Source organism: Streptomyces sp. NBC_00414, from assembly GCF_036038375.1.
Taxonomy (GTDB): Bacteria; Actinomycetota; Actinomycetes; order Streptomycetales; family Streptomycetaceae; genus Streptomyces.
Genome location: NZ_CP107935.1, coordinates 4,321,829 through 4,348,478 on the forward strand (window position 1 = coordinate 4,321,829; position 26,650 = coordinate 4,348,478).

A 26,650-nucleotide genomic window follows, 5' to 3' on the forward strand; every position below is an offset into this window, starting at 1 on the left:
CATGTACGAACTCTTCAAGAACCTCGGCGGCTGGCTCGTCGACAGCGAGCAGTGGACCGGCCCCGACAGCATCGGCCACCGCCTCGCCGAACACCTCCAGTACTCGCTGCTCGCCACCCTCGTGGCGACCGTGATCGCCCTCCCGCTGGGCCTGCTGATCGGCCACACCGGCCGCGGCGCGTTCCTCGCCATCAACCTCGCGTCCTTCGGCCGTGCCCTGCCGACCGTCGGCCTGGTCGTGCTGGTCTTCCTGGCCAGCGGCCTGTCGATGTGGCCGGTGTACGTGGCGCTGGTCGCCCTCGCGGTCCCCTCGATCGTGACCAACACGTACGCGGGGATGACGGCCGTCGATCCGGACGTGAAGGACGCGGCGCGCGGGCAGGGCATGCGCTGGCACCAGGTCCTCCTCCAGGTGGAACTCCCTCTCGCGCTGCCGCTGATCATGACGGGGCTGCGGCTGGCGCTGATCCAGGTGGTGGCCACGGCGACCATCGCCGCGTACGTGTCCTTCGGCGGGCTCGGCCGGTACGTGTTCGACGGGCTCGCCCAGCGGGATCTTGTGCAGGTGCTCGGCGGGGCGGTGCTGGTCGCTCTGGTCGCCGTCGTGCTCGACCTCGCGCTGAGCGGGGTGCAGCGGGTGCTGTTCCGGCATCGGCCGGCGTAGGCGTTGCCCTGTGCCGCCGCCGGCCGGACTTCATCTGCGGGTCCGCCGTGGCTGGTCGCGCAGTTCCCCGCGCCCCTGAAAGCACCGACCGCGGCCCTCTCGAAGAACCGGGCGCGGCCCCCTCGATCCTCGTCACTCCCCCTCAGGAGCATCCCCATGAACCGACGTACCCTTCTCGGCGGGATCTTCGCCGCCGCCTCCGTTCCCGTCCTTGCCTCGTGCAGCAGTGGGATCACCTCGCTCGACGGAGACGGGGGTGGTGGCGGTGGTGGCGGGTCGAGCAAGGACGGCATCACCATCGGGACCGCCAACTTCACCGAGAACCAGGTCCTCGGCTTCCTCTACGCGGCCGTGCTGGAGGCCGCCGGTGTGAAGACGAAGGTCCGCCCGAACCTCGGCACCCGCGAGATCCTCATCCCCGCGCTCAAGGGCGGCGACATCGACCTGCTCCCCGAGTACCAGGGCGCCCTCCTTCACTACCTCTCCCCCAAGTCGAGGGAGACCGAGGAGGGCGAGATGCAGAACGCCCTCGCGATGGCGCTGCCCGCCGGACTCCAGGTGCTCCCCTACGGCAAGGCCGAGGACTCGGACGCGTTCGTCGTCACGCGGGAGACCGCGGAGAGGTACGGCCTGTCCTCGCTCGCCGACCTGAAGAAGCAGAACGGCAAGCTCGTCATCGGCGCCGCGCCCGAGGTGAAGAAGCGCGAGGTCGGCGTGGTGGGCCTGAAGGACCGCTACGGGGTCGAGTTCAAGGAGTTCAAGTCCCTCGACTCCTCGGGGCCGCTGGTGAAGGGCGCCCTGAAGAAGGGCGACGTGGACGTGGCGAACCTCTTCACCACGGACACCGACATCGTGGCCAACAAGTGGGTCGTCCTCACCGACCCGGAGAACCTGATCCCGGGCCAGCACATCGTCCCCCTCGTCGCGGACCGCAGGGCCGACTCGACGGTCCGCAAGGCCCTCGCCGAACTCGGCAACGTCCTCACCACGGCGGACCTGACCGAGCTGAACCGCAAGGTCGACAAGGACAAGAAGGACCCGGAGGACGTGGCGGACGACTACGCGAAGGAGAAGGGCCTGACCGCCTGACAGCCCGACCGGGCGGGGCGAACGGTGCCTGCCGGCCGGGGCCGGGACCGGTGGGGAGGAGCCCAAGCGGACAGGGGGGCTAACCCCCGTGCCAAGCCGGCGCCGGCTCCCTACCGTGGACCTCATGACCGGAATGGAAGCCCGCGACGCCGAACTCAAGAAGGAACTCGACGCCACCTTGCACGCACGCAAGGAACTGGGCGCCGAATACGAGTCCGCGCTGGTCGACTCGTTCCTGGAAAAGGTCGAACAGCGCCTGGACGGCGCGGTCGACCGCCGGGTGCGCCGCCAGCTCGCGGAACAGCAGATGGTGGTGGCCCGGGACGCGCGCTCCCCACAGGGGTCCTCGGACTCCTGGGGCGAGCGCTTCGGATTCGGGATCGTCTCCCTCGTCCTCGCGATCCCCCTGTCCGCCATCGGCGGCGGGGTCGCCCAGCTGCCCGGCCTGCTGGTCGCCTGGGCGGGCATCGTGGGGGTCAACGTGGTCCAGGCCGCGCGCCTGTCACCGAGCTTCTTCGGACGGCGCAGGAACAAGCCCGACTCGGACTGGGACGGGTGACGCGGCGGACCGCTGTTCCGTCTCGCGGGCTGTCTACCTGATCGCCGGGTCCCGGCTCTCCCGGAGCGTCCAGCCGATCGCGCCCGGTACTTCCCGGGCGCGGCCCGTGACACTCCGGCCGGAGGCGGCCACGGCGACCGCCGCGCCGAGGCAGAGCAACAGGCCGGGAAGGCCCGCCACCGCGCCGAGCAGTACTGGTGCGATCAGTACGACCGCGCCGAGCAGCCGGCCGAGCTGGTGTCCGTGCAGATCCGGGCGGAACTTCGCGCGTCCGCCGAGGGTGCGGCTCGGGCGGTCGGGCGAGGTGGCACGCAGGTTGACGGAAGCGCCGTTGCCGGGGTCGGCGAGGTACGGCCGGGCGACGTCTCGGGAGAGTTCCCCCCACACCACGTGACCGGTGTCGGCGACGAGCGCCACGGGGAGTCCTTTCTCGATCAGTTTCCAGCGCGTCGGCAGGCACATCCATGCTTCATGGCCGCCGAGTCGAAGCCCGGCCTGCAGCAGATCCGTGGTGGCGCGCGTCAGACCGGTGCCGCCGCCCGCCGGGTCCATCGGGTGGATCCGAACCGGGGCTCCGCCTTCGGCCGCTGACACTTCGAGCCAGTGCGTGTGCTCGGTCCGGATCGTGCCGGGCTTGTCGCCGCGCTTCTCGTACCGCTTCCAGACGGGCGCCCCGATCCGTACGCGCACGGCGTGCACCTGCCCCGCGGCGGCGTCCGCGTGCAGAACGCGCTGGCGGGAGCCCAGCCGGTGCCCCAGCAGGTCGCCCGCGACGTAGCCGAGCGGCACGAGGGCGAGGCCTGTGACGAGGGTGCCGACGAACGCCGTCAGCGGCCCCTCGTACCGGACGGATCCGAGGCGCAGCAAGGCGAGCGGAGTGACGATCGTCAGTAGCGCGCCCGCTGCCAGGCCCCAGTCGTGGGGCGGTTTGCGCAGCGAGCGCGGGACGGACGTCTGCGGCGGTACCGGCGGGTCGGCCCGCACTCCGGGAGCCACCCGGCACGCGAGCATCCATGCGCCGGTGGCCGTCGCGGCGATCCCGAGAGCGCCGATGATGTCCCACCTGGGGGTGGGCGCGCCGGGCCGCACGAGAGCGAGACCGACCGCGACGGCGACCGCGACGAGCGCGGTACCACCGAACAAGCGAGTGAGGACCGTGGCACGTCGCAAGGCGCACCTTTCTCCATGGCTCCGGTGACTGGACGGTCAGGGGAGTGGGGGGAGGGGTGCGCTGTTCCGTCTGGTGCAGGTGGGGGCGGACATTGTCCGCCGGACGGCGCCGAGAAGTAAAGGGTCGGCCGGGCCGAGGGCCCGGAACCGGCCCGAACACGACCGCCGCCACGGCGGCGGCACAGCGGGAGAACACCGAAGGGCCCGGTACCTGCCGGGTACCGGGCCCTTCGTGAGCTTGCGCGGGGACCGCCGCACCCCCGTTGCCGGGGGGCGGGACGACGGCGGTCCCCGCGAGGGACGCGAGCCGGGTCAGGGCCGAGCTGCGCGTCCGTTGGCGTCCATGGAGGTCCGGGAGCCGCTCCGGAGGTCCTTGGCGCCGTTCTGGTGCCGGCGGGGCGGGAAGCTTTCCCCGTGCTGAACGCCTGGGAGGTGACCCCTGTTCGCCCTTGCCGACATCCACCAATGTGCCGTAGCCGTGTTAAGCGTGTGCTGCGTGGACGTGACGCGCTCGTACCACTTCCACGAAGTTCCGCCGTGACCGCTCACACCGCAAGTCCCCCTCCGGCGCGCGCGGTTCACCGGAGGTCCTACTGCCGTCCACCCTTGGCCAGGAAGGACAGCAGGTCCTGCCGGCTGACGACTCCGGTCGGCTTGCCCTCGACGAGGACGATCGCGGCGTCGGCGGCGCCGAGCACGGTCATCAGGTCGCCCACCGGCTCACCGGAGCCGACCTGGGGCAGCGGCGCCGACATGTGCTTCTCCAGCGGGTCGGTCAGGGAGGCCCGCTGGGTGAACAGCGCGTCGAGCAGTTCCCGTTCGACGACGGAGCCCACGACCTCGGCGGCCATCACGTCCGGGTGTCCGGCGCCCGGCTTCACGATGGGCATCTGCGAGACGCCGTACTCGCGCAGCACCTCGATCGCCTCGCCGACCGTCTCGTCGGGGTGCATGTGGACGAGCTGCGGCATGGCGCCGTGCACCTTGTCGCTGAGGACGTCGGCGACGCGGGCGCTGGGGCCCTCGTCCTCCAGGAAGCCGTAGTCGGCCATCCACTCGTCGTTGAAGATCTTGCTGAGGTACCCGCGACCGCTGTCCGGCAGCAGGACGACCACGACGTCGTCGGGGCCGAGCCTTTCGGCCACCCGCAGCGCGGCCACGACGGCCATGCCGCAGGAGCCGCCGACGAGCAGGCCCTCCTCCTTGGCGAGGCGCCGGGTCATCTGGAAGGAGTCCTTGTCGGACACGGCGACGATCTCGTCGGCGACGGTCCGGTCGTACGCGGTCGGCCAGAAGTCCTCACCGACGCCCTCGACGAGATACGGGCGCCCGGAGCCGCCGGAGTAGACGGACCCCTCGGGGTCGGCGCCGACGACCTGGACCTTGCCGTCGCTGGCGTCCTTCAGGTACCGGCCGGTCCCGGAGATGGTGCCGCCGGTCCCCACGCCCGTGACGAAGTGCGTGATCCGCCCCTCCGTCTGCGTCCACAGCTCAGGGCCGGTGGAGTGATAGTGCGAGGCGGGATTGTCGGGGTTGGAGTACTGGTCGGGCTTCCAGGCCCCGGGCGTCTCACGGACCAGCCGGTCGGAGACGTTGTAGTACGAGTCGGGGTGCTCGGGGTCCACCGCCGTCGGGCAGACGACGACCTCGGCCCCGTACGCGCGCAGCACGTTGATCTTGTCGGTGCTCACCTTGTCGGGGCACACGAAGATGCACTTGTAGCCCTTCGTCTGGGCCACGATGGCAAGGCCCACACCCGTGTTGCCGCTGGTCGGCTCGACGATCGTGCCGCCCGGCTGGAGCTCGCCGCTCTTCTCCGCGGCCTCGATCATGCGCAGGGCGATGCGGTCCTTCACGGACCCGCCGGGGTTGAAGTACTCGACCTTCGCGAGGACGGTCGCCTGGATGCCGGCGGTCACGCTGTTGAGTCTCACCAGCGGGGTGTTGCCGACGAGACTGATCATCGAGTCGTGGAATTGCACCGTTGTCTCCGGAGCTGAAAAGAAATGGTCGGGATGGTTCCGTCAGCCTAAGCCCCTCCTGGGCGTTCACACCGCGTTGAGATTGACCGACGGTCTGTACGGGGCAAGGAGTGGGTGTACGGCTAAGAGGAGGTGGCGGCTTCGCATGTCGAGCTTGTCGAGGGCGAGGGTGGCACGGCGGATCGCGGCGGGCGCGGCGTACGGCGGCGGCGGGATCGGGCTGCTGGGCGCGGCGACGGTCGGAGTGGTGCTGGCCGAGGTGCATCTGGCGAAGCGGCAGGTGGGCCACGGACGAAGTCCCCATCCACCGAGCGCGGACGGACTGTACGGGTATGCGTACGCCGGTTCTGAGGAACCGTTGCGCCTGACGATGCTCGGTGACTCGACGGCGGCGGGGCAGGGGGTGCACCGGGCCCGGCAGACACCGGGTGCGCTGCTGGCGTCCGGGCTCGCGGCGGTGGCGGAGCGGCCGGTGCGACTCCGGAACGTGGCGTTGCCCGGCGCCCAGTCGGACGACCTGGACCGCCAGGTCAGGCTGGTCCTCGGGGATCCGGACGGGTTGCCCGAGGTGTGCGTGATCATGGTCGGCGCGAACGACGTGACGCACCGGATGCCGGCGACGCGGTCGGTCCGTCATCTCTCGGCCGCGGTACGCCGACTGCGTACCGCCGGTGCCGAGGTGATCGTCGGCACCTGTCCGGATCTGGGCACGATCGAGCCGGTCCACCGGCCGCTGCGGTGGTTCGCGCGGCGGGCCTCGCGTCAGCTGGCGGCGGCGCAGACGATCGGCACGGTCGAGCAGGGCGGGCGGACGGTGTCGCTGGGCGACCTGCTGGGGCCCGAGTTCGCGGAGAACCCGCGGGAGCTGTTCGGGCCCGACAACTACCACCCGTCGGCGGAGGGGTACGCGACGGCGGCGATGGCCGTGCTGCCGACGGTGTGCGCCGCGCTGGGGCTGTGGCCGGCGGAGGAGGAGCGGCCGGACGTCTCCCGCCGGGAGGGGTTCCTTCCGGTGGCCCGAGCGGCCGTGGAGGCGGCTTCGGAGCCGGGTACGGAGGTGGCGGCGGCGATGCCCACGGGTCCGCGCGGCCCCTGGGCGCTCCTGAAGCGCCGCCGCCGCCGGAGGGTTCCCGCTTCGGACCCGGCCCCGACAACCGCCTGAGGGGCGCTTCTCGCCCCCGCCACCCCCTACTTGTTCCCGTCCACGCATGGGGGCTGCGCCCCCTCGCCCCCCTTGTCCTCAAACGCCGGACGGGCTGAGATGTCAGCCCGTTGGGCGTTTGAGGACGAGCGCGAAGCGCGACAGGGGGTCTGGGGGCGCAGCCCCCAGGGCAGGGACGGGCAGCGAGGAAAAAGCAAGCGCTTGGAAAGTGCGGTCGGAGTCACACCGTCGCACCCGTGACCTCACCCATACGGACGGGTAGCTTCCCAACCAGGTCCGCCCACATCCCCCGCGACGTCAATGGAGCCGTAGATGCCCGAAGCCGTGATCGTCTCGACCGCCCGCTCCCCCATCGGCCGCGCATTCAAGGGCTCCCTCAAGGACCTGCGCCCCGACGACCTGACCGCCACCATCATCCAGGCGGCCCTCGCCAAGGTCCCGGAGCTCGATCCGAAGGACATCGAGGACCTGATGCTCGGCTGCGGCCTCCCCGGCGGCGAGCAGGGCAACAACCTCGGCCGCATCGTGGCCGTGCAGATGGGCATGGACCACCTCCCCGGCTGCACGATCACCCGTTACTGTTCCTCCTCGCTCCAGACGACCCGCATGGCCCTGCACGCCATCAAGGCCGGCGAGGGCGACGTCTTCATCTCGGCGGGCGTCGAGCTGGTGTCCCGCTTCACGAAGGGCAACTCCGACAGCCTCCCGGACACCCACAACCCGCTCTTCGCGGACGCGGAGGCCCGCACCGCCGAGGTCGCCGCGAGCGAGGGCGCGTCCTGGCACGACCCGCGCGAGGACGGCCTCGTCCCGGACGCGTACATCGCGATGGGCCAGACCGCGGAGAACCTCGCCCGGATCAAGGGCGTCACCCGCCAGGACATGGACGAGTTCGGTGTCCGCTCGCAGAACCTCGCCGAGGAAGCCATCAAGAACGGCTTCTGGGAGCGCGAGATCACCCCGGTGACCACCCCGGACGGCACGGTCGTCAGCAAGGACGACGGCCCCCGCGCCGGCGTCACGCTGGACGGCGTCCAGGGCCTCAAGCCCGTCTTCCGCCCCGACGGCATGGTCACGGCGGCCAACTGCTGCCCGCTCAACGACGGCGCCGCCGCCCTCGTGATCATGTCGGACACGAAGGCCCGCGAGCTGGGCCTGACCCCGCTGGCCCGGATCGTCTCGACCGGTGTCACCGGCCTCTCCCCCGAGATCATGGGCCTGGGCCCGGTGGAGGCGTCGAAGCAGGCCCTCTCGCGCGCGGGTCTGACCGTCGGCGACATCGACCTGTTCGAGATCAACGAGGCGTTCGCCGCCCAGGTGATCCCGTCCTACCGCGACCTGGAGATCCCGCTGGAGAAGCTGAACGTGAACGGCGGCGCGATCGCCGTCGGCCACCCCTTCGGCATGACCGGCGCCCGCATCACCGGCACGCTCATCAATTCCCTCCAGTTCCACGACAAGCAGTTCGGCCTGGAGACGATGTGCGTGGGCGGCGGCCAGGGCATGGCGATGGTCATCGAGCGCCTGGGCTGATCCCGAAGCACAGTTCCTGTAACCGGAGTTGAACGCAGTGTGAACGAAACGGCCCGGAGCCCCGCACCCACCGGGACTCTGGGTCGTTTTGTGATCGAATCTCCCCCAGGATGTGACCTAACTCCCTTCGGCGAGGGATTTATGCAGGTCAGAGCCACTACGCAACTAAACGTCAGGGCTAAAGTCCTGTCCCTTTCGTGACGTTACGCACTGACAGCTGGTTAGTCCGCCCTTCAAGCTGATGTAGGAAGTCGGGGGTCGACTTTGAACCGGGAGTACGTCAGTGAGCACCACGTTTCTCGCTCTGCTGCTCGCCACAGCCACCACCACGGCCGTGGGCGTCGCCGTTCTGCGCACCCTGCTGGCCCTGCGCCGGCAGGTGGCCGCCCTGCACACCGAGCTCGCCAGAAGCCGCTCCACGGCCCTCAACGGCCTCGTACCGGCCGCCCGTGGATCCGCGGACGCCGACGAGATACGCGCCGCCGTGGCCGAGGCCCTCGCCGAGGAGCGCGAGCGTGAGCTCGCCGAGGCGCGCGCGTTCTGGGCCGCCCAGGAGGCACGTGACGCCGGCGACGCGCCCACCCTGCTCGGTCTGCCCGACAGCGAGCTGTTCCTGCCGCGCCAGTCGGACTTCATCGGCCTCGAACACCTGGAGCCGGTGACCGAACCGGCCGCCGACACCGACGAGTTCTCCGGGGACTCCCCCGAGCTGGCCGCGGCCCGCCGACGCCACCCCTCGCACCCGGACTTCGTCCCGGTCCAGTCACCGATGGTGAACGACCACGAACGTACGGTGTCCTGCCTTGAGGAACTGGCCGACTCCCGCACCGAGTTGGCGGACGTGCGCCCCGGACCGCTGGGCACTCTCGACGTGTACGTCTTCGCCGACGGCACCACCCTCTGCATGACCCCGGGCCACCGCGAGACCGCCGAACGCCTCGCCGAGTCCCTGCGCACCGGCCACCCGCCGGTCCTGCTGGGCGGCTCGGGAGTCTCGGGCGCCTACGCCCTCACCTTCGAGTGCGGCCAGGACAACGTCTACGTCCTCGCGGACCGGGTCATAGCCTCGCTGTAGGCACCGGAGCGCGACCGTACGCGCCCGGCTCAGACGCCCGCCCTCTTCTGCGCCTCCTCCACGAGCACCAGTGCCTCCGCGAGTTCCGCCTCGGTCCTCAGTACGAGTGCCAGGTCGTGCACGGCCACCGTGATCTGGTCCGCCGACGCGAACATGCCCGCGTCCGGCATCTCCCGAGGGGCCTGCCCGGGGTCCTCCAGCCGCTGGGCGCGCAGGGACAACTCCCTGGCCAGGCCCAGTGCCTCGGCGGCGGCCCCCCGTTGCAGCCGGCTCTGCGGCGCGGCCCGCAACCGGTCGGCGAAATGATCCACGGCACGGGTCAGCGGCGTCGTATCAAGCACGTCGCGAGACTACGCGTCGCAACCGGACTGTTGCCAACGACCGAACCCTCAGGCACGGTGGCGTGAAGGACCGGCTTACATCCCCTTTGCGTCCGGAGGCGCCGATGTCCCAAGTCTTCTCCGCGGAGACCCATCGCAACCTGCTCGCCCGCATCCCCCACTGCACCGGTCGTGAGATCTCCGACTGGCTGCGCACCGTCGACGAAGGCCCCGCTCTCTTCCGCTTCGAGGAGAAGGTCAGCTGGCTCCGTGCCGAGCACGACCTCGCGTACGGCCACGCCAAGGCGATCATCCACGAGTACGACCTGAGGAGGGCAGCGCGCAACCTGCGCTGAGCGCACCCTCGCTGCTCCGGCACCGAAGAAGAATGGAGGGCCCCGCGAACCGAAGTTCGCGGGGCCCTTCATCTTCAAGCGGTGGCCGGGCCCCGTAAGGGGCGCGGGGAACTGCGCGGCCGGCCACAGCCGACCCTCAGGTCGGTCACCGTGCCCAGCCCCCCGCTTACCGCGAAGAGCTAATCGTTGCCGCTGAAGATGGCCACCAGACGCAGCATCTCCAGGTAGATCCAGACGAGGCTCATGGTCAGACCGAACGCGGCCAGCCACGCTTCGTCACGCGGCGCGCCATAGGCGATGCCGTCCTCGATCTGCTTGAAGTCGAGCGTCAGGAAGAACGCGCCCAGGACGATCGCCAGGATGCCGACGATCGCGCCCAGCGGGCCCATGCTGCGCAGCCCGCCGTCGTCGGCGACACCGAAGACGACCAGCAGCAGGTTGACCGCCATGACGAGCACGAAGGCGATGGCGATGGCCATACCGATGCGCGCGTACCGGGCGGTGACGCGGATCCAGCCCGCCTTGTAGATCAGCAGGGTGGCGCCGGAGACCGCCATGGTGCCGAGCACTGCCTGGAAGGGCGCGCCGGACCACCTGCTGTTGTACATCTCGCTGATCACGCCGAGGAAAACGCCCTCGAAGGCGGCGTACGCCAGGATCAGCGCGGGTGAGGCCTTGCGCTTGAAGGCCTGGATCAGCGCGAAGACCATCGCGATGAGCGCCGAGCCGATGGCCAGGCCGAAGCTGGTCGACGTGACCGGCAGCAGGACCCAGGCGAGAACGGCACCGACGGTGACGGTACCGAGGGTCATGGCCGTCCGCGCGACGACGTCGTCCATCGTCATGCGGCCGGCGGCGGGCGGGGCCTGCGGCGGTGCGCCGTGCTGAAGGCCCTGCTGAGCGTAAGGATTCTGCGCGTACGGGTTGCCGCTCTGCGGGGCACCGGGGGCACCCTGTGCGTACGGGTTCCCCTGCGTTCCGACAGCGGGGCCCCCGGCCTGCGGCGCCGCGTTGAAGCCCGCGTAGCCGTTGTCGCGGCTGAACCCCCGTCGCGAGAAGACCGGGTTGCTGCTCCTCATTTCACTCCTCCATGGCCACCTTGCGCGGCCTTGGCTCAAGAGTAATGGGTAGGCAAAAGAATGCATCTAGTGCCTGGGGAGGATCTTTCCCCTCTTGTGACCGGGAACACCGGGTCTCACCCCGGCATTCCCCCGCACCTGTAGAACGCCGGTACGTACCGGTCCGGTTCCCCCGCCAGGGGTGTTTCACTCCAGGCATCACTCCAGGGGGAAGCCTGTGTACCCCTCGGCGAGGTCCTGCTCGGCGGCGCGCGCGGAGGCGAGCCGCTCCAGCCCGGCCAGCTGGATCCGGTCCTCGAAGGGCGTCGCGCCGGGCGAGCGGTGCAGCAGCGTCGTCATCTCGTACGAGAACCGCTCCGCCTGCCACACCCGCCGCAGGCAGGTCTCGGAGTAGGCGTCGAGCAGCTCGCCGGACCCGGTCTCCTCGTGGTGCGCCAGCGCCCGCGCGAAGGTCACGACGTCACCCACCGCGAGGTTCAGGCCCTTGGCGCCGGTCGGCGGCACGATGTGGGCGGCGTCCCCGGCCAGGAAGAGCCGCCCGTGACGCATCGGCTCGTGCACGTGGCTGCGCATGGGCGTGACGGACTTGGAGGTGATGGGCCCTCTCGCCAGCCGCCAGTCGTCGTCCGTCTCGAAGCGGCGCTCCAGCTCGTCCCAGATCTCCTCGTCGCTCCACGACTCGGCGTCCGTCCCCTCGGGCACCTGGAGGTAGAGCCGCGAGACGACGGGCGAGCGCATGGACAGCAGGGCGAAACCGCGGTCGTGACGGGCGTAGACGAGCTCGTCGTGCGACGGGGGCACGTCGGCGAGGATCCCCAGCCACCCGAAGGGGTACGTCCGCTCGAAGACCTGTGTGAGCTCCTCGGGGATCGCCTTGCGGGCCACGCCCCAGAAGCCGTCGCACCCGACGACGTACGCGCACTCCAGGACGTCCTCGCGGCCCTCGTGCCGGAAGCGCACCCGGGGGCTGCCGGTGTCGGCCCCCTCCACGGCCAGCGCCTCCGCCTCGAAGAGCAGCGGTCCGCCCTCCTTGAGCTGCAGCGCGATGAGGTCCTTGCACACCTCGGTCTGGGCGTAGACCATCACGGACCGCCCGCCGGTGAGGCCGGGGAAGTCCACGCGGTGGCGTCTGCGCGCGAACCGCAGCTCGATGCCGTCGTGGCGCAGCCCCTCGCGGTCCATACGGGCACCGGCGCCCGCGGCGCGCAGCACGTCCACGGTCCCCTGCTCCAGGATTCCGGCACGCTGGCGCTGTTCCACGTACGCCCGGTCCCGGCTCTCCAGTACGACGGAGTCGATCCCCGCGTTGTGCAGCAGCCTCGCCAGCAACAGGCCGGCGGGTCCGGCCCCGATGATCCCGACGGTGGTACGCATCGACACGCCCCTTCGCGTTCCGACGACTCCCGTGAGTGCCGCCGGCGCGGTTCGCCGGGGCTCGCCACTGTTCGCCCTTTGTTCGCTGAGTGAAGTTTTATTCACCGCTTTCCCGACGTGAGTCTCCGACGAGCGGGACCCGCTGTCAACGGTCGAGTGGTGAAGTCTTCAATGAAGGATGCACCCTTCATCGCGATACGCCGGGAAGGGCTGAAGTGTCGGAGGTGCCCGGAACCGGACTTGAACCGGTACGCCCGTTAAGGGCAGCGAGGTTTAAGCTCGCCGTGTCTGCATTCCACCATCCGGGCAGGCCATGTACTCCGCTTCGAGTCCCCCGAGCCTATCGGGACAGATCCCCCGAACAGCGGTGGGGCGACCCGATGTTGTCTTATTTTATTGGCGTCTGAGGGTGCATCAGCCCACGGTATGCGCCATCCGCACATGCCACGTGCGTTTCGACGGGCGCGGGACGGCCCCCGGGGAATGACGTGATTTCACCGCCCGAACGAGCGGAACCTGACGAACCGTCGCCATTTCCCCTCTCTCGGGGGTGCGGGTCATCCCCAGGTATGACACGGAGCCGCGCGGTCCGACCCGAGTCCCCCCTCGGAACCGGAACAGGGGGTGACTACACGGCGTGGATCAGCGCCGACGATGGAACGGTCGTCCACTCGTCGTCGTACCGACAAGGAGCACCCTTCCGTGACCACCACTCCCCTCGCCGAACGGACCACCACGGTGGCCGCCCGCGCCACGGAACTGTCGAAGGTCTACGGACAGGGGGAGACCCAGGTGGTCGCTCTGGACCGGGTCTCCGTCGACTTCCGGCAGGCCGAGTTCACCGCGATCATGGGCCCCTCCGGCTCCGGCAAGTCCACGCTGATGCACTGCGTCGCGGGGCTGGACAGCTTCTCCTCCGGCTCGGTCCGCATCGGTGAGACCGAGCTCGGCTCCCTCAAGGACAAGCAGCTGACGAAGTTGCGCCGGGACAAGATCGGCTTCATCTTCCAGGCGTTCAACCTGCTGCCGACGCTCACCGGCCTGGAGAACATCACGCTCCCCATGGACATCGCCGGCCGCAAGCCGGACAAGGAATGGCTGAACCGCGTCATCGAGATGGTGGGACTGTCCGACCGGCTCTCCCACCGGCCCTCCGAACTCTCCGGCGGCCAGCAGCAGCGGGTGGCCGTGGCGCGTGCGCTGGCGTCCCGCCCGGACATCATCTTCGGCGACGAGCCGACCGGGAACCTGGACTCGCGGTCGGGTGCGGAGGTTCTCGGCTTCCTCCGCAACTCCGTACGGGAGATGGGGCAGACCGTGGTCATGGTCACCCATGACCCGGTGGCCGCGGCGTACGCGGACCGGGTGATCTTCCTGGCCGACGGGCGTGTGGTGGACGAGGTGCACGCGCCGACGGCGGACTCGGTGCTGGACCGCATGAAGCGTTTCGACGCGAAGGGCCGCACCAGTTAGGGGCGCGCTCTTCTTCACCGCCCCGGCCTGACCCCGAACATCGCCTGCGGGCGGTGAAAGCTGGGCGCGCCGTTCCCCGCGCCCCTGAAGGGCCACGACCCACCGCTTCAGGGGCGCGGGGAACGGCGCGGCCAGCCCCCACCGACCCGCACCGAACCATCCGCCCGTCGCCTTTTTGGGGGCGCGGGGAACGGCGCGCTCAACCTCCACCGACCCGCACTCGACACGCCGACCCGCCCCCACTCGTCAGGGGCGCGGGGAACTGCGCGACAAGCCCTCATCGGCGGGCAGCCGACCTCGCCCCGCCCACCAACCTCACCTGGACTGAGAAGACATGCTCCGTACCGCCCTGCGCAACGTGCTGGCGCACAAGGCCAGGCTATTGATGACCGTGCTCGCCGTGATGCTGGGCGTGGCCTTCGTCTCCGGCACCCTCGTCTTCACCAACACCATCTCGGACGCGTACCAGAAGAGCTCCTCGAAGGGCTTCGACCAGGTCGACGTGGCCGTCGAGCCGAAGTCCGCGGAGGACGAGGGCGACAAGCTCGGCAAGGACCCCGAGCTGACCCAGGCACTGCTGGACAAGGCCGCCAAGGCCCCCGGCGCCGAGTCCGCCATAGGCGTCGTCGGCGGCTTCACCGCCATCGCCGACAAGGACGGCAAACTCATCGGCGGCGGCTTCCAGTCGCAGGGCGGCAACCACTGGGGCGACAAGGACCCCCGCTACCCGCTGAAGAGCGGCAAGGCCCCGGCCGGCAAGAACGAGGTCGCCATCGACGCCAAGACGGCCGAGCGCGCCGGCTACAAGGTCGGCGACACCGTTCGGCTCTCGATCGACGGCCCGGTCCTCACGCCCACCGTCACCGCGATCTTCACCACGGACGACGGCAACGTCGCCGCCGGCGGCAGCCTGGCCCTGTTCGACACGGCCACCGCGCAGCAGCTCTTCCACCGGACCGGCGCGTACGACGAGATCGACGTGAAGGCGGCCCCGGGCACCAGCCAGACCGCACTCCTGGCGAACCTCGAAAAGATCCTCCCGCAGGACATCACCTCCACCACGACCGGCCAGGAACTCGCCGACGACCAGGCCGAGATGATCGAGGCCGAGATGAGCGGCCTCAAGACCGGCCTGCTGGTCTTCGCCGGCATCGCCCTGTTCGTCGGCACGTTCATCATCGCCAACACCTTCACCATGCTGGTCGCCCAGCGCACCAAGGAGCTGGCGCTGCTGCGCGCGGTGGGCGCCTCCCGCAAGCAGGTCACCCGCTCGGTGCTCCTCGAAGCCTTCCTGGTCGGCGCGGTCGCCGCCGTCTCGGGCCTGCTCGCCGGCATCGGCATCGGCGCGGGCCTGCGCGCCCTCATGGGCCTGCTGGACGCCACGGTGCCGGCCGGACCGCTCGTCATCACGCCGGGCACTGTCGGCACGTCGTTCGCCGTCGGCATCCTGATCACGATGCTGGCCGCCTGGCTGCCGGGCCGCCGCGCCGCGAAGATCCCGCCGGTCGCGGCGATGAGCAGCGTGCACGCCACCGCGACCACCAAGTCGCTGGTGCTGCGCAACACCTTCGGTGCCCTGGTAGCGGCGGCCGGCGTCACCGTCGTCCTCTACGCCACGACGCTGAAGGCGTCGGACGGCCAGGCCCCGATGGGCTTCGGCGCGTGCCTGCTGATCATCGGCGTCTTCATCCTCACCCCCCTGCTGTCCCGCCCGCTGATCGCGAGCGCCGCCCCGGTCCTGCGGATCTTCGGAGTCTCGGGCAAGCTGGCCCGCCAGAACTCGGTACGCAATCCGCGCCGCACCGCGGCCACCGCCTCCGCCCTGATGATCGGGCTGACCCTGATCACCGGTATGACGGTGATGGCGGGCAGCCTGCAGAAGGGGATCGACAAGATGGCCACGTCCGCGCTGAAGGCGGACTACGTGGTCTCGATGGCGAACTTCAACTCCCTCTCGCCTGACGTCGCGAAGAAGCTCGCCGCGACCGACGGCGTCACCGCCATCAGCCCCATGCGTGACGCACCCGCGCGGATCGACGGCGAGACCGAGTACGTGACCGGTGTGAAGGGTTCGACGATCGGCGCCCTGACCGATCTGAAGATCGAAAACGGCTCCTTCAAGGTCAGCCGCACCCAGGTGGTGGTGGACAAGGACACCGCCGAGGACCACGGCTGGAAGGCCGGTTCGACGTTCTCGGCCTCGTACGAGGACGACAAGAAGCAGCGGCTGACGGTCGCCGGTGTCTACGAGGGCAACGAGATGATCCGGGGCATCATGGTCGACATCGCGACCCTCGCCCCGAACCAGACGGACCCGGGCGACTCGCAGGTCATGCTGAAGACCTCCGGCGGCCCGTCCGACGCGACCAAGGACCGCCTGGAGAAGGCGCTCGGCGACAACCCGGCCGTCAAGGTCCAGGACAAGCAGGACGTCTCCAACGAGATCGCGCAGATGATCACGTTGATGCTGAACATGCTGTACGGCCTGCTGGCGATGGCCGTCATCGTGGCCGTCCTCGGTGTCATCAACACCCTGGCCATGTCCGTCTTCGAGCGTTCACAGGAGATCGGCATGCTCCGCGCGATCGGCCTCGACCGCAAGGGCATCAAGCGGATGGTCCGTCTGGAGTCCCTGGTCATCTCCCTCTTCGGCGGGGTGCTCGGCGTGGGCCTGGGCGTGTTCTTCGGCTGGGCCGCCGGTGAACTGGCGGGCTCCAGCATGCCGACGTACGAGATGGTGCTGCCCTGGGGCCGGATGGGTGTCTTCCTGCTCCTGGCGGCGGTGGTCGGTGTCCTGGCCGCCCTCTGGCCCGCCCGGCGCGCGGCCCGCCTGAACATGCTGTCGGCGATCAAGTCCGAATAGGCATCCCGCGCAACCGGCATGCGGAGGGGGCCCGTTCCGGACGGAACGGGCCCCCTCCGCATGCGTCCGCTCAGTTCCAGGTACGGGCCCGCAGCGGCATGCCCGACGCGCCGGAGCCGGGTGTACGCACCGCGAGTACCTGATTGACACCGATGCGGTTGCGCTCGAAGGCGAGCGCCGAGGCGGCCATGTAGAGGCGCCAGACGCGGGCCCGGCCGGGGCTGGTGAGCCGGACGGCCCGCGGCCAGTCCGCCTCCAGGCGGGCCACCCAGCGGCGCAGGGTGAGCGCGTAGTGCTCCCTGATCGACTCGACGTCCCGGACCTCGAACCCGGCGCTCTCCAACTGGGTCACGGTCTCGCCGATCGGCGCGAGCTCCCCGTCCGGGAAGACGTACGCGTCGATGAACCCGTTGATCTCGTACGCCGATTCGTCGCGCCACGGCCGGCGCCCGATCTGGTGGTTCAGGAGCCGTCCGCCCGGCTTGAGGAGGGCGAACAGGTCCCGCGCGTACTCCAGATAGCGGTCGCTGCCGACATGTTCGGCCATCCCGATGGAGGAGATGGCGTCGTACGGCCCGTCGCTGACGTCCCGGTAGTCCTGGACGCGGATCTCGACCCGGTCGGTGAGCCCTTCCTCCGCGACGCGCTTACGGGCGTACGCGGCCTGTTCCTGGGACAGTGTCACGCCGACGACGCTCACGCCGTGCTCGCGGGCCGCGTGGATGGCCATCGAGCCCCAGCCGCAGCCCACGTCGAGCAGCCGCATGCCCGGCTTCAGCTCCAGCTTGCGGGCGATGAGCCCGAGCTTGTCGCGCTGGGCGTCCTCAAGCGTGCCGTCCGGGGACTCCCAGTAGGCGCACGAGTAGACCATGGACGGTCCGAGGACGATCTCGTAGAAGTCGTTGCCGACGTCGTAGTGGTGGCTGATGGCCCGCCGGTCGCTGCGCTTGGTGTGCAGATGGGAGAGCTGGGAACGTCTGCGCACCTCCTCGCGGGGCGGGGCGGGTGGCAGGGGCGAGCCCGCCATCTTCACGAGCCCGCGCACTCCGGACCGTACGTCGGGGTCCCGCAGGGCCTGCGCCAGGGTCCTGGCGTCCTCGCCGCGCTCCCAGACCATCTCGGCCACCGCGTCCAGAACCGCGTACAGATCGCCGTCCACCGTGAGGTCCCCGGCGACCCAGGCCCTGGCCAGGCCCAATTCCCCCGGCTTCCACAGGAGTCGGCGCAGGGCCCGCCGGTTCCGTACGACGAGCACGGGTGTGCCCGGCGGTCCCGCTTCCGAACCGTCCCAGGCACGAATCCGCACCGGGAGCGGAGCTCCCAGCAACTGTTCCACCAGCGCCTTGAGCCGAAGCGCCGCGTCCTGCATGACGCACACCTCCGTGACGAGGAATTCACAAACTCCAACACCACGTAAACACCAACGGGCCCGGAGCGCAGTCCCGCGAAAGCGTCATGTTCGAGCAAAATACATGCAGACACCACGTACTAACCGGGTGGTGTCTGTCCCCCGGGGGCTGCGCCCCCAGACCCCCATCGCGCTGACGCGCTCGTCCTCAAACGCCGGACGGGCTGAAGCCCCCACGACCGCACCGACACCTTCCAGCCCGCCCGGCGGATCTTCCAGCCCCCGCCCGGCAAGGTCTTCGGGCCACCTGGCGATCTTTCAGCCCGTCCGGCAAGGTCTTCAAGCCGCCCGGCGGATCTTTCAGCCCGTCCGGCGTTTGAGGACGAGCGCGCAGCGCGATACGGGGGCGAGGGGGCGCAGCCCCCATGCGGTGACGGGAAGGGTAAGGGCGGCGGGGGCGAGGAAGAAACGCCGAAGGGGCCTCCCGCACCACGGATGGCGGGAGGCCCCTTCGGGCAGAGCGGGTGGGACGGTGACCGGAGGTCAGGAGGCCTTGGCCTTCTCCTCGGTCTTGGCGACGGCAGGAACCGGCGCCGGCTTCGCCGCCTCGTAGAACTCCTCACGAGGAGTCTCCATCGCACCGAGCGAGACGACCTCACGCTTCAGGAACACAGCCAGCGTCCAGTCAGCGAAGACCCGGATCTTCCGGTTCCAGGTAGGCATGGCCAGCCCGTGGTAACCACGGTGCATGTACCAGGCCAGCCGCCCCTTGAGCTTGATCTTCATCTTGCCCACGACGATGAACGCGACGCCCTTGTGCAGCCCGAGCCCGGCCACCGCACCCTTGTTGGCGTGGCTGTACTCCTTCTGCGGGAAGCCCCGCATACCGGAGATCACGTTGTCACCGAGGACCCGCGCCTGACGCAGCGCGTGCTGGGCGTTCGGCGGGCACCAGGCGTTCTCGTTGCCGGCCTTGCGGCCGACGAGGTCCGGCACCTGGGCGTTGTCGCCGGCGGACCAGATGTAGTCCGTGCCCTGCACCTGGAGGGTCGTCCCGGTGTCCACGTGACCACGGGGACCGAGCGGCAGGCCGAAGCGGGAGAGCACCGGGTTGGGCTTGACGCCGGCGGTCCACACGATCGTGCTGGAGTCGACCTCGAGGCCGTTCTTCAGGACCACGTGGCCGTCGACGCAGGAGTCCATGGAGGTGGAGAGATAGACCTCGACCCCGCGTCCTTCGAGGTGCTCCTTGCCGTACTGGCCGAGCTTGGGGCCGACCTCGGGAAGGATCTTGTCCGCGGCGTCGACGAGGATGAAGCGCATGTCGTCGCGGGACACGTTGTTGTAGTACTTCGCGGCGTCCCGGGCCATGTCCTCGACCTCACCGATGGTCTCCGCGCCTGCGAAGCCACCGCCGACGAAGACGAAGGTGAGCGCCTTGCGGCGGACATCCTCATCGGTCGTGGAGTCGGCCTTGTCGAGCTGCTCCAACACGTGGTTGCGCAGGCCGATGGCCTCCTCGATGCCCTTCATGCCGATGCCCTGCTCGGCGAGGCCGGGGATCGGGAAGGTGCGGGAGACCGCGCCCATCGCGATGACGAGGTAGTCGAAAGGCAGCTCGTACGCCTCGCCCACGAGGGGGGCGATCGTGGCGACCTTGCGGTCCTGGTCGATGGTCGTGACCCGGCCGGTGAGGACTTCCGCCTTGGGCAGCACGCGTCGCAGCGGGACGACGACGTGCCGAGGCGAAATGCTGCCTGCGGCTGCTTCGGGGAGGAAGGGCTGGTAGGTCATGTACGACCGGGGGTCGACGACCGTGACGGTCGCCTCGCCGTAGCGCATCTTCTTGAGGATGCGCCGAGCTGCGTACAGGCCTACGTACCCACCGCCTACTACGAGGATCCTGGGACGCTCCGTGGTGCTCATGCCATCGAGTATCCACCCGCCCCAGGGGGGTCGCTCGTGCGCCCCTTCACAAGCTCCTTCACACCCTCTGTTACACTGCGCGGCCCACGTGACCCAGGTCATGGTCCGGCAGGGGAACCAGCGTGCGTCGCGGGCCGTTGTCAATGCCGCCTGAGCTGCCACTCCGGCCTTTCGGGCCCCTTGGACCAGTACCCCTCTTCATACGATCGCAGCATCCCCGAAACAGCCCGTTGATCATGGACCGGACTCCTCCGGGAGCCCTTGAGGACCCGGAAGGAGGAAAACCTCCCCCAGCAGGGCCGATTCTCTTGTGAAGAACTTCACGAAGTTTTCCGCCGGGGTGTCGGAGAGGTCGTTTCCGAGCCCTCTCCAGGCCCCTCAAGTGCGCTCATACGTCATTGGAACTGCTCAGCCGAGGCTACCAACGGGTAGCGAAGAGGGGTCCGAACCGGGCGCCGGACGTGGGTCGGACCGGGGCCGGATCAGGCCACGGACCACGCGATGCCGTCGAGGATGTCGTGCTCGCTCACGACGACCTCCCGAGCGCCGGTCCGCTCCATGATCGCGAGGAGTACGAGGGCGCCTGCGCCGATGACGTCGACGCGCCCCGGGTGCATCGAGGGGATCGCCGCGCGCTCGGCGTGCGTGGCCGCGAGCAGCCGCTCGGTGATTGCGCGGACCTGCTCCAGGGAGACCCGGGAGTGGTGGATGGCCTCGGAGTCGTACTCCGGCAGCTCCAGGGCGATCGCCGAGACGGTGGTGACGGATCCGGCGAGCCCGACGAGCGTGCGGGCCTCCCGCAGGGGCACGGACTCCTCGGCGAGGTCGAGGGCCGCCTCGATGTCGGCGCGGATCGCCCGGACCTGCTCCTCGGTGGGCGGGTCGGTGACCACGCCGTCCCGCACGAGGTGCCGTTCCGTCATCCGTACGCAGCCGATGTCCACCGAGCGGGCGCCCCGCACGTGGTCGTCGCCCACGACGAACTCGGTGGAGCCGCCGCCGATGTCCACCACGAGGTAGGGCTTGGCGAGGTCGTCACGGCCCGTCAGCTCCTTCGTGGCGCCCGTGAACGAGAACTCGGCCTCCTGGTCGCCGGAGATGACCTCGGGCTCCACGCCCAGGATGTCGAGGACTCCGCGGACGAAGTCGTCGCGGTTCTCGGCGTCGCGGGAGGCGGAGGTGGCCACGAAGCGCAGGCGCTCGGCGCCGAGTTCCTTGATGACCGCGGCGTACTCGCGGCAGGCCGCGAAGGTCCGTTCCAGGGCCTCGGGGGCGAGCCGGCCCGTGCGGTCGACTCCCTGGCCGAGCCGCACGATCGTCATGCGGCGGTCCAGGTCGACGAGTTCGCCGGTCCGCGGGTCCGCGTCCGCGACGAGCAGCCGGATCGAGTTGGTACCGCAGTCGACGGCGGCGACACGAGTCATGACAGTGGTCTCCTGTTGCGATCGTTCGGCGGCCGGTCCCCGCAGGGTTCTTCGCCCCCGCCGCCCCTACCCTCCCCCAGTCTCGGCTTCGCTCGACCGGGGGACCCCCATCGTCACCGCATGGGGGCTGCGCCCCCTCGCCCCCTTTTGCGCAGTTCCCCGCGCCCCCAGGTACCTGGGGGCGCGGGGAACTGCGCAATCTTTTGGGCCCGCCCCCACCGGGCCCGCAGCCGACAACGCGCCCCGAGCCACCCGGTTCACCCAGCCGTCGGCACGACACACGCCCCCTTGCGCCACCACTCCGGCAGCATCGCGATCGCCTCGTCGCCGAGCGGGTTCACGCCCGGGCCCGCGGCCAGGGAGTGCCCGACCAGCACGTGCAGGCACTTCACCCGGTCCGGCATCCCGCCCGCGCTCGGAAATCCTTCGAGCACCTCGATGGAGTCACGGCGGGCGATGTAGTCCTCGTGCGCGGCCCGGTAGGCCTTGGCCAGCTCGGGGTCCGTGGCGAGACGCTCCGTCATCTCCTTCATGACGCCGTTCGCCTCCAGCGTGCCGATGGCGGAGGCCGCGCGCGGGCACGTCAGGTAGTACGTCGTCGGGAACGGCGTCCCGTCGGGCAGACGGGGAGCCGTCTCGACGACGTCAGGCTGCCCGCACGGACAGCGGTGCGCGATCGCGCGCAGCCCGCGCGGCGGCCGCCCGAGCTGCTGCTTGAAGGCCTCGACGTCCGCGTCGGTGGGCTCGGTGCGCGGAGTGGACGGCGGGGGCGTTTCCATGCCTTGGGTCTGTGTCTTTCTGGTCGGTCGACGGAGGTCGGTTCACTGGTCGGAGGCGTCGGCCTTGTCGACGCCGTCCCAGACGTTGGCGTACCAGGACCGGTCGGCCGCCGTCTGATCCGTACGCGTCTTCTTCGCCACGTCGGGGTCGATCACGATGTAGCCGGTCTCGCCCGGCATCACGTAGTGCAGCCGCTCCCGGATGCGCTGCTCGGCGTACGCGTCGTCCTGCCACCGCGTCTTCAGGTCGCGCAGTTCCTCGACCCGCTCGCGGGCCTGCTCGCGCTCGCGCTGCAGATCGGCGACCTCGGCACGCTGGGAGACGTACTGCCTTATGGGATAGGCGAGGGCCACGACGAGCGAGCACAGGACGAGGGCGAGGAGCGCCGCCCGGCCGGTCAGCCGCGAGCGGCGCGCCTGGCGTTTGGTCTGGGAGCGGTAGACACGGGCGGCGGTCTGCTCGCCGAGCGCCCGCAGCCTGGTCGCGGTGGAGAACCGGTCACGGTCCTTCACAGCCATCTGTCCCGCCTCCCCGATACGTGCGTACGTCCCCGCACACGGTACGGGACCGGGTACGGGGACGTACGTACGACGCTTCCTACAAGGGTGTCAGCCCCTGCGGGGTCAGCCCTTGAAGCGCGGGAACGCCGAGCGGCCCGCGTACACCGCGGCGTCGTCGAGGATCTCCTCGATGCGCAGCAGCTGGTTGTACTTGGCGACGCGGTCCGAGCGGGCCGGGGCGCCGGTCTTGATCTGGCCGCAGTTCACCGCGACCGCGAGGTCGGCGATGGTGACGTCCTCGGTCTCGCCGGAGCGGTGGGACATCATGCACTTGAAGCCGTTGCGCTGGGCCATCTCGACGGCGTCCAGGGTCTCGGTCAGCGAGCCGATCTGGTTGACCTTGACGAGCAGGGCGTTGGCGGAGCCCTCCTCGATGCCGCGGGCGAGGCGCTCGGGGTTGGTGACGAAGAGGTCGTCGCCGACGATCTGGACCTTGTCGCCCAGCTTCTCGGTGATGACGTTCCAGCCGGCCCAGTCGTCCTCGTACAGCGGGTCCTCGATGGAGACCAGCGGGTACGCGGCGACGAGCTCCTCGTAGTACTCGGTCATCTCGGCGGCCGAGCGGGACTTGCCCTCGAACTCGTACTTGCCGTCCTTGTAGAACTCGGACGCGGCGACGTCCAGCGCGAGGGCGACCTGCGCGCCGGGGGTGTAGCCGGCTTCCTTGATGGCTTCGACGATCAGGTCGAGGGCCTCGCGGTTGGAGCCGAGGTTCGGGGCGAAGCCGCCCTCGTCGCCGAGGCCGGTGGACAGGCCGCGGCTCTTCAGGACCTTCTTGAGGGTGTGGTAGACCTCGGCGCCCCAGCGCACGGCCTCGGAGAAGGACTCCGCGCCGATCGGGGCGATCATGAACTCCTGGATGTCGACGTTGGAGTCGGCGTGCGACCCACCGTTGAGGATGTTCATCATCGGGACGGGCAGCAGGTGCGCGTTCGGTCCGCCCAGGTAGCGGAAGAGCGGCAGGTCGCTGGCCTCGGAGGCGGCGTGGGCGACGGCGAGGGAGACGCCGAGGATGGCGTTGGCGCCGAGCGAGCCCTTGTTGTCGGTGGCGTCCAGGTCGATCATCGCCTGGTCGATGAGGCGCTGCTCGGTGGCGTCGTAGCCGACGAGCTCCGGGCCGATCTGCTCGATGACGGCGAGGACGGCCTTCTCGACACCCTTGCCGAGGTAGCGGTTGGGGTCTCCGTCACGCAGTTCGACTGCTTCGAAGGCACCGGTGGAGGCACCGGACGGAACGGCGGCACGACCCGTGCTGCCGTCGTCGAGGCCGACCTCGACCTCGACCGTGGGGTTGCCTCGGGAGTCCAGGATTTCCCGGGCTACGACGACGTCGATGGACGGCACGAGCATCTCCTTCTGGGATGTGACACAAGCTGTGCCGGGCCGGAGGCCCGGTTGCGCGCAGGCCGTGGTGGCCCCGCGGGATGAGCCTAACCGGCTGCCGGGGATCGGCCAGCCCTCGACCGCCCCCTGGACGGAACCGAGAGGAAATTGTTTCCGAACGGAACAAAGCGAGGCGGTAAAGCGGCAAGAAAAAACCCCGCCCCGGTGCGTACGGGGGAACACGCACCGGAGCGGGGGCCCGTGGGGGACGGGGGTGGCCCTCACGGGACCTCCACTATGGAGGACACGGATGTGAGAGCGCTGTGGTTCAGTCGCGATCCGGTCGCGGACCGGAACTCCGGCCGAGGCTGAGCGGCCAGGGCCTCGGCCGGAAGGTGCCGTCCGCACTACCGAAGTGGGGGGGTGCGACCGCCGGGGGTCAGCCGCGGCGCGGCTGCTCGGGGGTCAGCTGAGGTGCAGCTGCTGGCCCGGGAAGATGAAGTCGGCGTCGTCGACGATGTCGTCGTTCAGCTTGTAGAGCTTCGCCCAGCCGCCCTTGACCTTCTCCTTCGCGGCGATCTCGCTGAGGGTGTCGCCCTTGACGACCTTGTACTCGCCGTCACCCTTCTCGACCTTCTTGCCGGTCGGGGTCTCGACGGTCTTCTTCGCGGCCGGACGGTCCTGGGAACGCGAGGCGCGCTCCTCGGAGGACTGCGAGTTCTGCGGCTGCGGCTGCGTGGTGCTCTGGCCGGAACCGTTCGAGTTCGAGTCCGCGGGAGCCGAACCGCCACCGGTCGAGGCACCGGACAGGCCTACGCCACAGCTCGGCCAGGCACCCTTGCCCTGGCTCGCGAGAACCTTCTCGGCGACGGCTATCTGCTGGGACTTGGAGGCCTGGTCGGCGGTGGAGGCGTACGAGCTGCCCCCGTACGCGGCCCAGGTGGAGGACGAGAACTGCAGGCCGCCGTAGTAGCCGTTGCCGGTGTTGATCGACCAGTTGCCGCCGGACTCGCACTGGGCGACGGTGTCCCACTCGGAGGCGGTGGCGGCGGAGGCTCCCGTGGCGCCCATCAGCGGGACGGCGACGGCGGCGGTGGTGACACCGGCCAGCGTGGCGATACGGGTGGCCTTGGACGGGCGACGGTGCTTGCCCTTGTTCGAAAGCAGCATGAAGTGATCCCCTCACCGACGCCTGCGAGGTGAGCTGTCGGGTTCGGGCCGAGTGAGTTGCCCGGCCGCGTGACACTGCTGTCACGCGGCTTAACCCCAAGCCGTTCCCGGTCTCGACGACCGGTTCCGGCACTTACCTTGGGTCCCCCGCTCCTGCCTACGGCGCTTTACGCGTCGACTGTTCCCGTACGGCCGTTGGCAGGATTCGGCGTGCGACCGTCGGGGCTCACCAATGGCGAGCGGTCACGACCGTAGACACGGGCCGTGCCGAATTTCAAAGACGATCAGGGGTCTTGAGATCCATGTCTCAATTCGCCAAATCGGACATTCAACGCGAACTACCGCTGGTTTTCGCCCGATTCGGCGGCTTGATCACTACTTGCTCGCGAGCGCTCAGCCGTCGACGGCGATGCGCTGACCGGGGATGATGAAGTCCGGGTCGGCGCCGATGCTGTCCTTGTTCGCGGCGTAGAGCTCGCTCCACCCGCCGTCGATGCCAAGGGAGTCGGCGATGCTCGACAGACTGTCCCCGGAGCGGACCGCGTACGAGCCTTCGTCGGCGAGGACGCGCGAGGTGCTGTCGCTGCGCGAGGCGTGCCGGCCGGCGTAGTCGTCCGCGCGGGGCGCGGTGTCGACCTCTTCGGCGCTGACGCCGCGGTGACGGCCGGAGCTGTCGGCCTCGGCGTCGGTCGAAGCCTCGTCGTTCTGGGAGGACTTGTCCGGGTCGTCCGCCTTCGCCGTGGCGTCGGTGGACGGGCTGTCCGATCCCTGTGCGTCCGAGCCGGAGTCGTCCGCGGCGTCGGAGTCACCGTCGGTGGACGAGTCGGACTTGGAGTCGTTGCTCCCCTTTGTCGCATCCGAGTCGGCCGACGAGCCGGCGTCCTCGGCGAGGCCCGTGTCGACGTCCGCGGAGTCGGAGTCCTGCGTCAGGCCGGCGACGAGACCGCAGGTCGTCCAGGCACCCGTCCCCTGGTCCGCGAGTATCTTCTCGGCGACGGCTATCTGCTGCGAGCGGCTGGCCTGGTCGGCGCTCGGCGCGTAGTCGAGGCCGCCGTGCTCCTCCCAGGTCTCCTGGGTCATCTGGAGTCCGCCGTAGAGCCCGTTGCCGGTGTCGGCGCTCCATGAGCCACCGCTCTCGCACTCGGCGACCGCGTCCCAGGTCGTTCCGCTGGCGGCACTCGCGCCGCTCGCACCGAGCAGGGGGATCGCGATGGCCGATCCGGCCACGCCGGCGGCGACGAGGAGCGCCGGGGCCTGGCGGGGGCGACGATGACGGCCGTTCCCGGAGAGCATGCGATTGCCTTTCACGTGACAGCAAGGAATACGCACGGGACACAGCGGAAAACTGCGCTCGTGGCTGCTGCGACGGGCGGGCCTGCCGCATTGAAGGGTGAACGTAGCGGCACTCGAACTCTTGTCA

General features: G+C 69.8%; 22 protein-coding genes, 1 tRNA gene and 1 riboswitch. Of the genes, 9 read left to right on the plus strand and 14 right to left on the minus strand.

What is annotated here, in order from left to right; translation table 11 throughout:
- Window position 1 precedes the first annotated feature (1 nt).
- From OHS59_RS18520 to OHS59_RS18530, 3 genes are all read left to right on the plus strand, one after another.
- On the plus strand, window positions 2-664 hold the full coding sequence (locus tag OHS59_RS18520; RefSeq protein WP_328494514.1) for an ABC transporter permease: 663 nt from the start codon (window positions 2-4) through the stop codon (window positions 662-664).
- 156 nt (window positions 665-820) lie between these two features.
- Window positions 821-1,753, plus strand: coding sequence for an ABC transporter substrate-binding protein (locus OHS59_RS18525; protein WP_328494515.1), 933 nt, complete (start codon window positions 821-823; stop codon window positions 1,751-1,753).
- Between the two features lie 124 nt (window positions 1,754-1,877).
- Window positions 1,878-2,312: a hypothetical protein gene (locus tag OHS59_RS18530; protein ID WP_328494516.1), complete on the plus strand. Its 435-nt coding sequence runs from the start codon at window positions 1,878-1,880 to the stop codon at window positions 2,310-2,312.
- Between the two features lie 33 nt (window positions 2,313-2,345).
- Here the strand turns inward: OHS59_RS18530 and OHS59_RS18535 are convergent, their stop codons facing one another.
- Both OHS59_RS18535 and OHS59_RS18540 read right to left on the minus strand, forming a co-directional pair.
- Window positions 2,346-3,455 (minus strand): hypothetical protein, encoded by a 1,110-nt coding sequence (locus OHS59_RS18535; RefSeq protein WP_328494517.1) that lies wholly within the window; start codon window positions 3,453-3,455, stop codon window positions 2,346-2,348.
- Window positions 3,456-4,072: 617 nt separating this feature from the next.
- Window positions 4,073-5,464, minus strand: coding sequence for a cystathionine beta-synthase (locus OHS59_RS18540; protein ID WP_328494518.1), 1,392 nt, complete (start codon window positions 5,462-5,464; stop codon window positions 4,073-4,075).
- A 145-nt stretch (window positions 5,465-5,609) separates the two neighbouring features.
- Here OHS59_RS18540 and OHS59_RS18545 point away from each other — a divergent pair, with 145 nt between their 5' ends.
- The 3 genes from OHS59_RS18545 (at window position 5,610) to OHS59_RS18555 (ending at window position 9,234) form a co-directional block, all read left to right on the plus strand.
- Entirely contained in the window at window positions 5,610-6,626 is a 1,017-nt protein-coding gene (locus OHS59_RS18545; protein ID WP_328494519.1) for an SGNH/GDSL hydrolase family protein, read from the plus strand.
- A gap of 312 nt (window positions 6,627-6,938) precedes the next feature.
- On the plus strand, window positions 6,939-8,159 hold the full coding sequence (locus OHS59_RS18550; RefSeq protein ID WP_328494520.1) for an acetyl-CoA C-acetyltransferase: 1,221 nt from the start codon (window positions 6,939-6,941) through the stop codon (window positions 8,157-8,159).
- Between the two features lie 283 nt (window positions 8,160-8,442).
- On the plus strand, window positions 8,443-9,234 hold the full coding sequence (locus OHS59_RS18555; protein ID WP_328494521.1) for a hypothetical protein: 792 nt from the start codon (window positions 8,443-8,445) through the stop codon (window positions 9,232-9,234).
- 29 nt (window positions 9,235-9,263) lie between these two features.
- Here the strand turns inward: OHS59_RS18555 and OHS59_RS18560 are convergent, their stop codons facing one another.
- Window positions 9,264-9,575: a hypothetical protein gene (locus tag OHS59_RS18560; RefSeq protein ID WP_328494522.1), complete on the minus strand. Its 312-nt coding sequence runs from the start codon at window positions 9,573-9,575 to the stop codon at window positions 9,264-9,266.
- 104 nt (window positions 9,576-9,679) lie between these two features.
- On the opposite strand from OHS59_RS18560, the gene OHS59_RS18565 reads away from it, so the two are divergent.
- Window positions 9,680-9,910 (plus strand): DUF4287 domain-containing protein, encoded by a 231-nt coding sequence (locus OHS59_RS18565; RefSeq protein WP_328494523.1) that lies wholly within the window; start codon window positions 9,680-9,682, stop codon window positions 9,908-9,910.
- Window positions 9,911-10,089: 179 nt separating this feature from the next.
- Here the strand turns inward: OHS59_RS18565 and OHS59_RS18570 are convergent, their stop codons facing one another.
- The 3 genes from OHS59_RS18570 to OHS59_RS18580 form a co-directional block, all read right to left on the minus strand.
- The gene (locus tag OHS59_RS18570) at window positions 10,090-10,989 is read right to left on the minus strand and encodes a Bax inhibitor-1/YccA family protein (protein WP_328494524.1); all 900 of its coding nucleotides are present in this window, start codon (window positions 10,987-10,989) and stop codon (window positions 10,090-10,092) included.
- A gap of 198 nt (window positions 10,990-11,187) precedes the next feature.
- Window positions 11,188-12,363 (minus strand): 4-hydroxybenzoate 3-monooxygenase, encoded by a 1,176-nt coding sequence (locus OHS59_RS18575; RefSeq protein ID WP_328494525.1) that lies wholly within the window; start codon window positions 12,361-12,363, stop codon window positions 11,188-11,190.
- A 225-nt stretch (window positions 12,364-12,588) separates the two neighbouring features.
- Window positions 12,589-12,671: transfer RNA gene (locus OHS59_RS18580), tRNA-Leu, on the minus strand.
- Between the two features lie 394 nt (window positions 12,672-13,065).
- Here OHS59_RS18580 and OHS59_RS18585 point away from each other — a divergent pair.
- Window positions 13,066-13,836, plus strand: a complete 771-nt coding sequence (locus tag OHS59_RS18585; protein ID WP_328494526.1) for an ABC transporter ATP-binding protein — start codon at window positions 13,066-13,068, stop codon at window positions 13,834-13,836.
- A gap of 334 nt (window positions 13,837-14,170) precedes the next feature.
- On the plus strand, window positions 14,171-16,699 hold the full coding sequence (locus OHS59_RS18590; protein ID WP_328494527.1) for an ABC transporter permease: 2,529 nt from the start codon (window positions 14,171-14,173) through the stop codon (window positions 16,697-16,699).
- A gap of 70 nt (window positions 16,700-16,769) precedes the next feature.
- Here the strand turns inward: OHS59_RS18590 and OHS59_RS18595 are convergent, their stop codons facing one another.
- The 8 genes from OHS59_RS18595 to OHS59_RS18630 all read right to left on the minus strand — a co-directional run bounded on the left by OHS59_RS18595 (window position 16,770) and on the right by OHS59_RS18630 (window position 26,523).
- Window positions 16,770-18,068 carry a cyclopropane-fatty-acyl-phospholipid synthase family protein gene (locus tag OHS59_RS18595; RefSeq protein WP_328494528.1) on the minus strand — a complete coding sequence of 433 codons (1,299 nt, stop codon included), beginning with the start codon at window positions 18,066-18,068 and terminating at the stop codon, window positions 16,770-16,772.
- 522 nt (window positions 18,069-18,590) lie between these two features.
- Complete coding sequence (locus tag OHS59_RS18600; RefSeq protein ID WP_328494529.1) at window positions 18,591-19,973, minus strand: NAD(P)/FAD-dependent oxidoreductase; 1,383 nt, start codon at window positions 19,971-19,973, stop codon at window positions 18,591-18,593.
- Between the two features lie 482 nt (window positions 19,974-20,455).
- On the minus strand, window positions 20,456-21,397 hold the full coding sequence (locus OHS59_RS18605; protein WP_328494530.1) for a Ppx/GppA phosphatase family protein: 942 nt from the start codon (window positions 21,395-21,397) through the stop codon (window positions 20,456-20,458).
- 257 nt (window positions 21,398-21,654) lie between these two features.
- Window positions 21,655-22,176, minus strand: a complete 522-nt coding sequence (locus OHS59_RS18610; protein WP_328494531.1) for a DUF501 domain-containing protein — start codon at window positions 22,174-22,176, stop codon at window positions 21,655-21,657.
- A 42-nt stretch (window positions 22,177-22,218) separates the two neighbouring features.
- Window positions 22,219-22,695 (minus strand): FtsB family cell division protein, encoded by a 477-nt coding sequence (locus tag OHS59_RS18615; protein ID WP_328494532.1) that lies wholly within the window; start codon window positions 22,693-22,695, stop codon window positions 22,219-22,221.
- A gap of 105 nt (window positions 22,696-22,800) precedes the next feature.
- Entirely contained in the window at window positions 22,801-24,081 is a 1,281-nt protein-coding gene (eno, locus tag OHS59_RS18620; protein WP_443061463.1) for a phosphopyruvate hydratase, read from the minus strand.
- A gap of 444 nt (window positions 24,082-24,525) precedes the next feature.
- Window positions 24,526-25,230 (minus strand): transglycosylase family protein, encoded by a 705-nt coding sequence (locus tag OHS59_RS18625; RefSeq protein WP_328494534.1) that lies wholly within the window; start codon window positions 25,228-25,230, stop codon window positions 24,526-24,528.
- A gap of 4 nt (window positions 25,231-25,234) precedes the next feature.
- A riboswitch (cyclic di-AMP (ydaO/yuaA leader) is annotated at window positions 25,235-25,405 on the minus strand.
- Between the two features lie 218 nt (window positions 25,406-25,623).
- On the minus strand, window positions 25,624-26,523 hold the full coding sequence (locus OHS59_RS18630) for a transglycosylase family protein (protein ID WP_328494535.1): 900 nt from the start codon (window positions 26,521-26,523) through the stop codon (window positions 25,624-25,626).
- Between the last annotated feature and the right edge of the window lie 127 nt (window positions 26,524-26,650).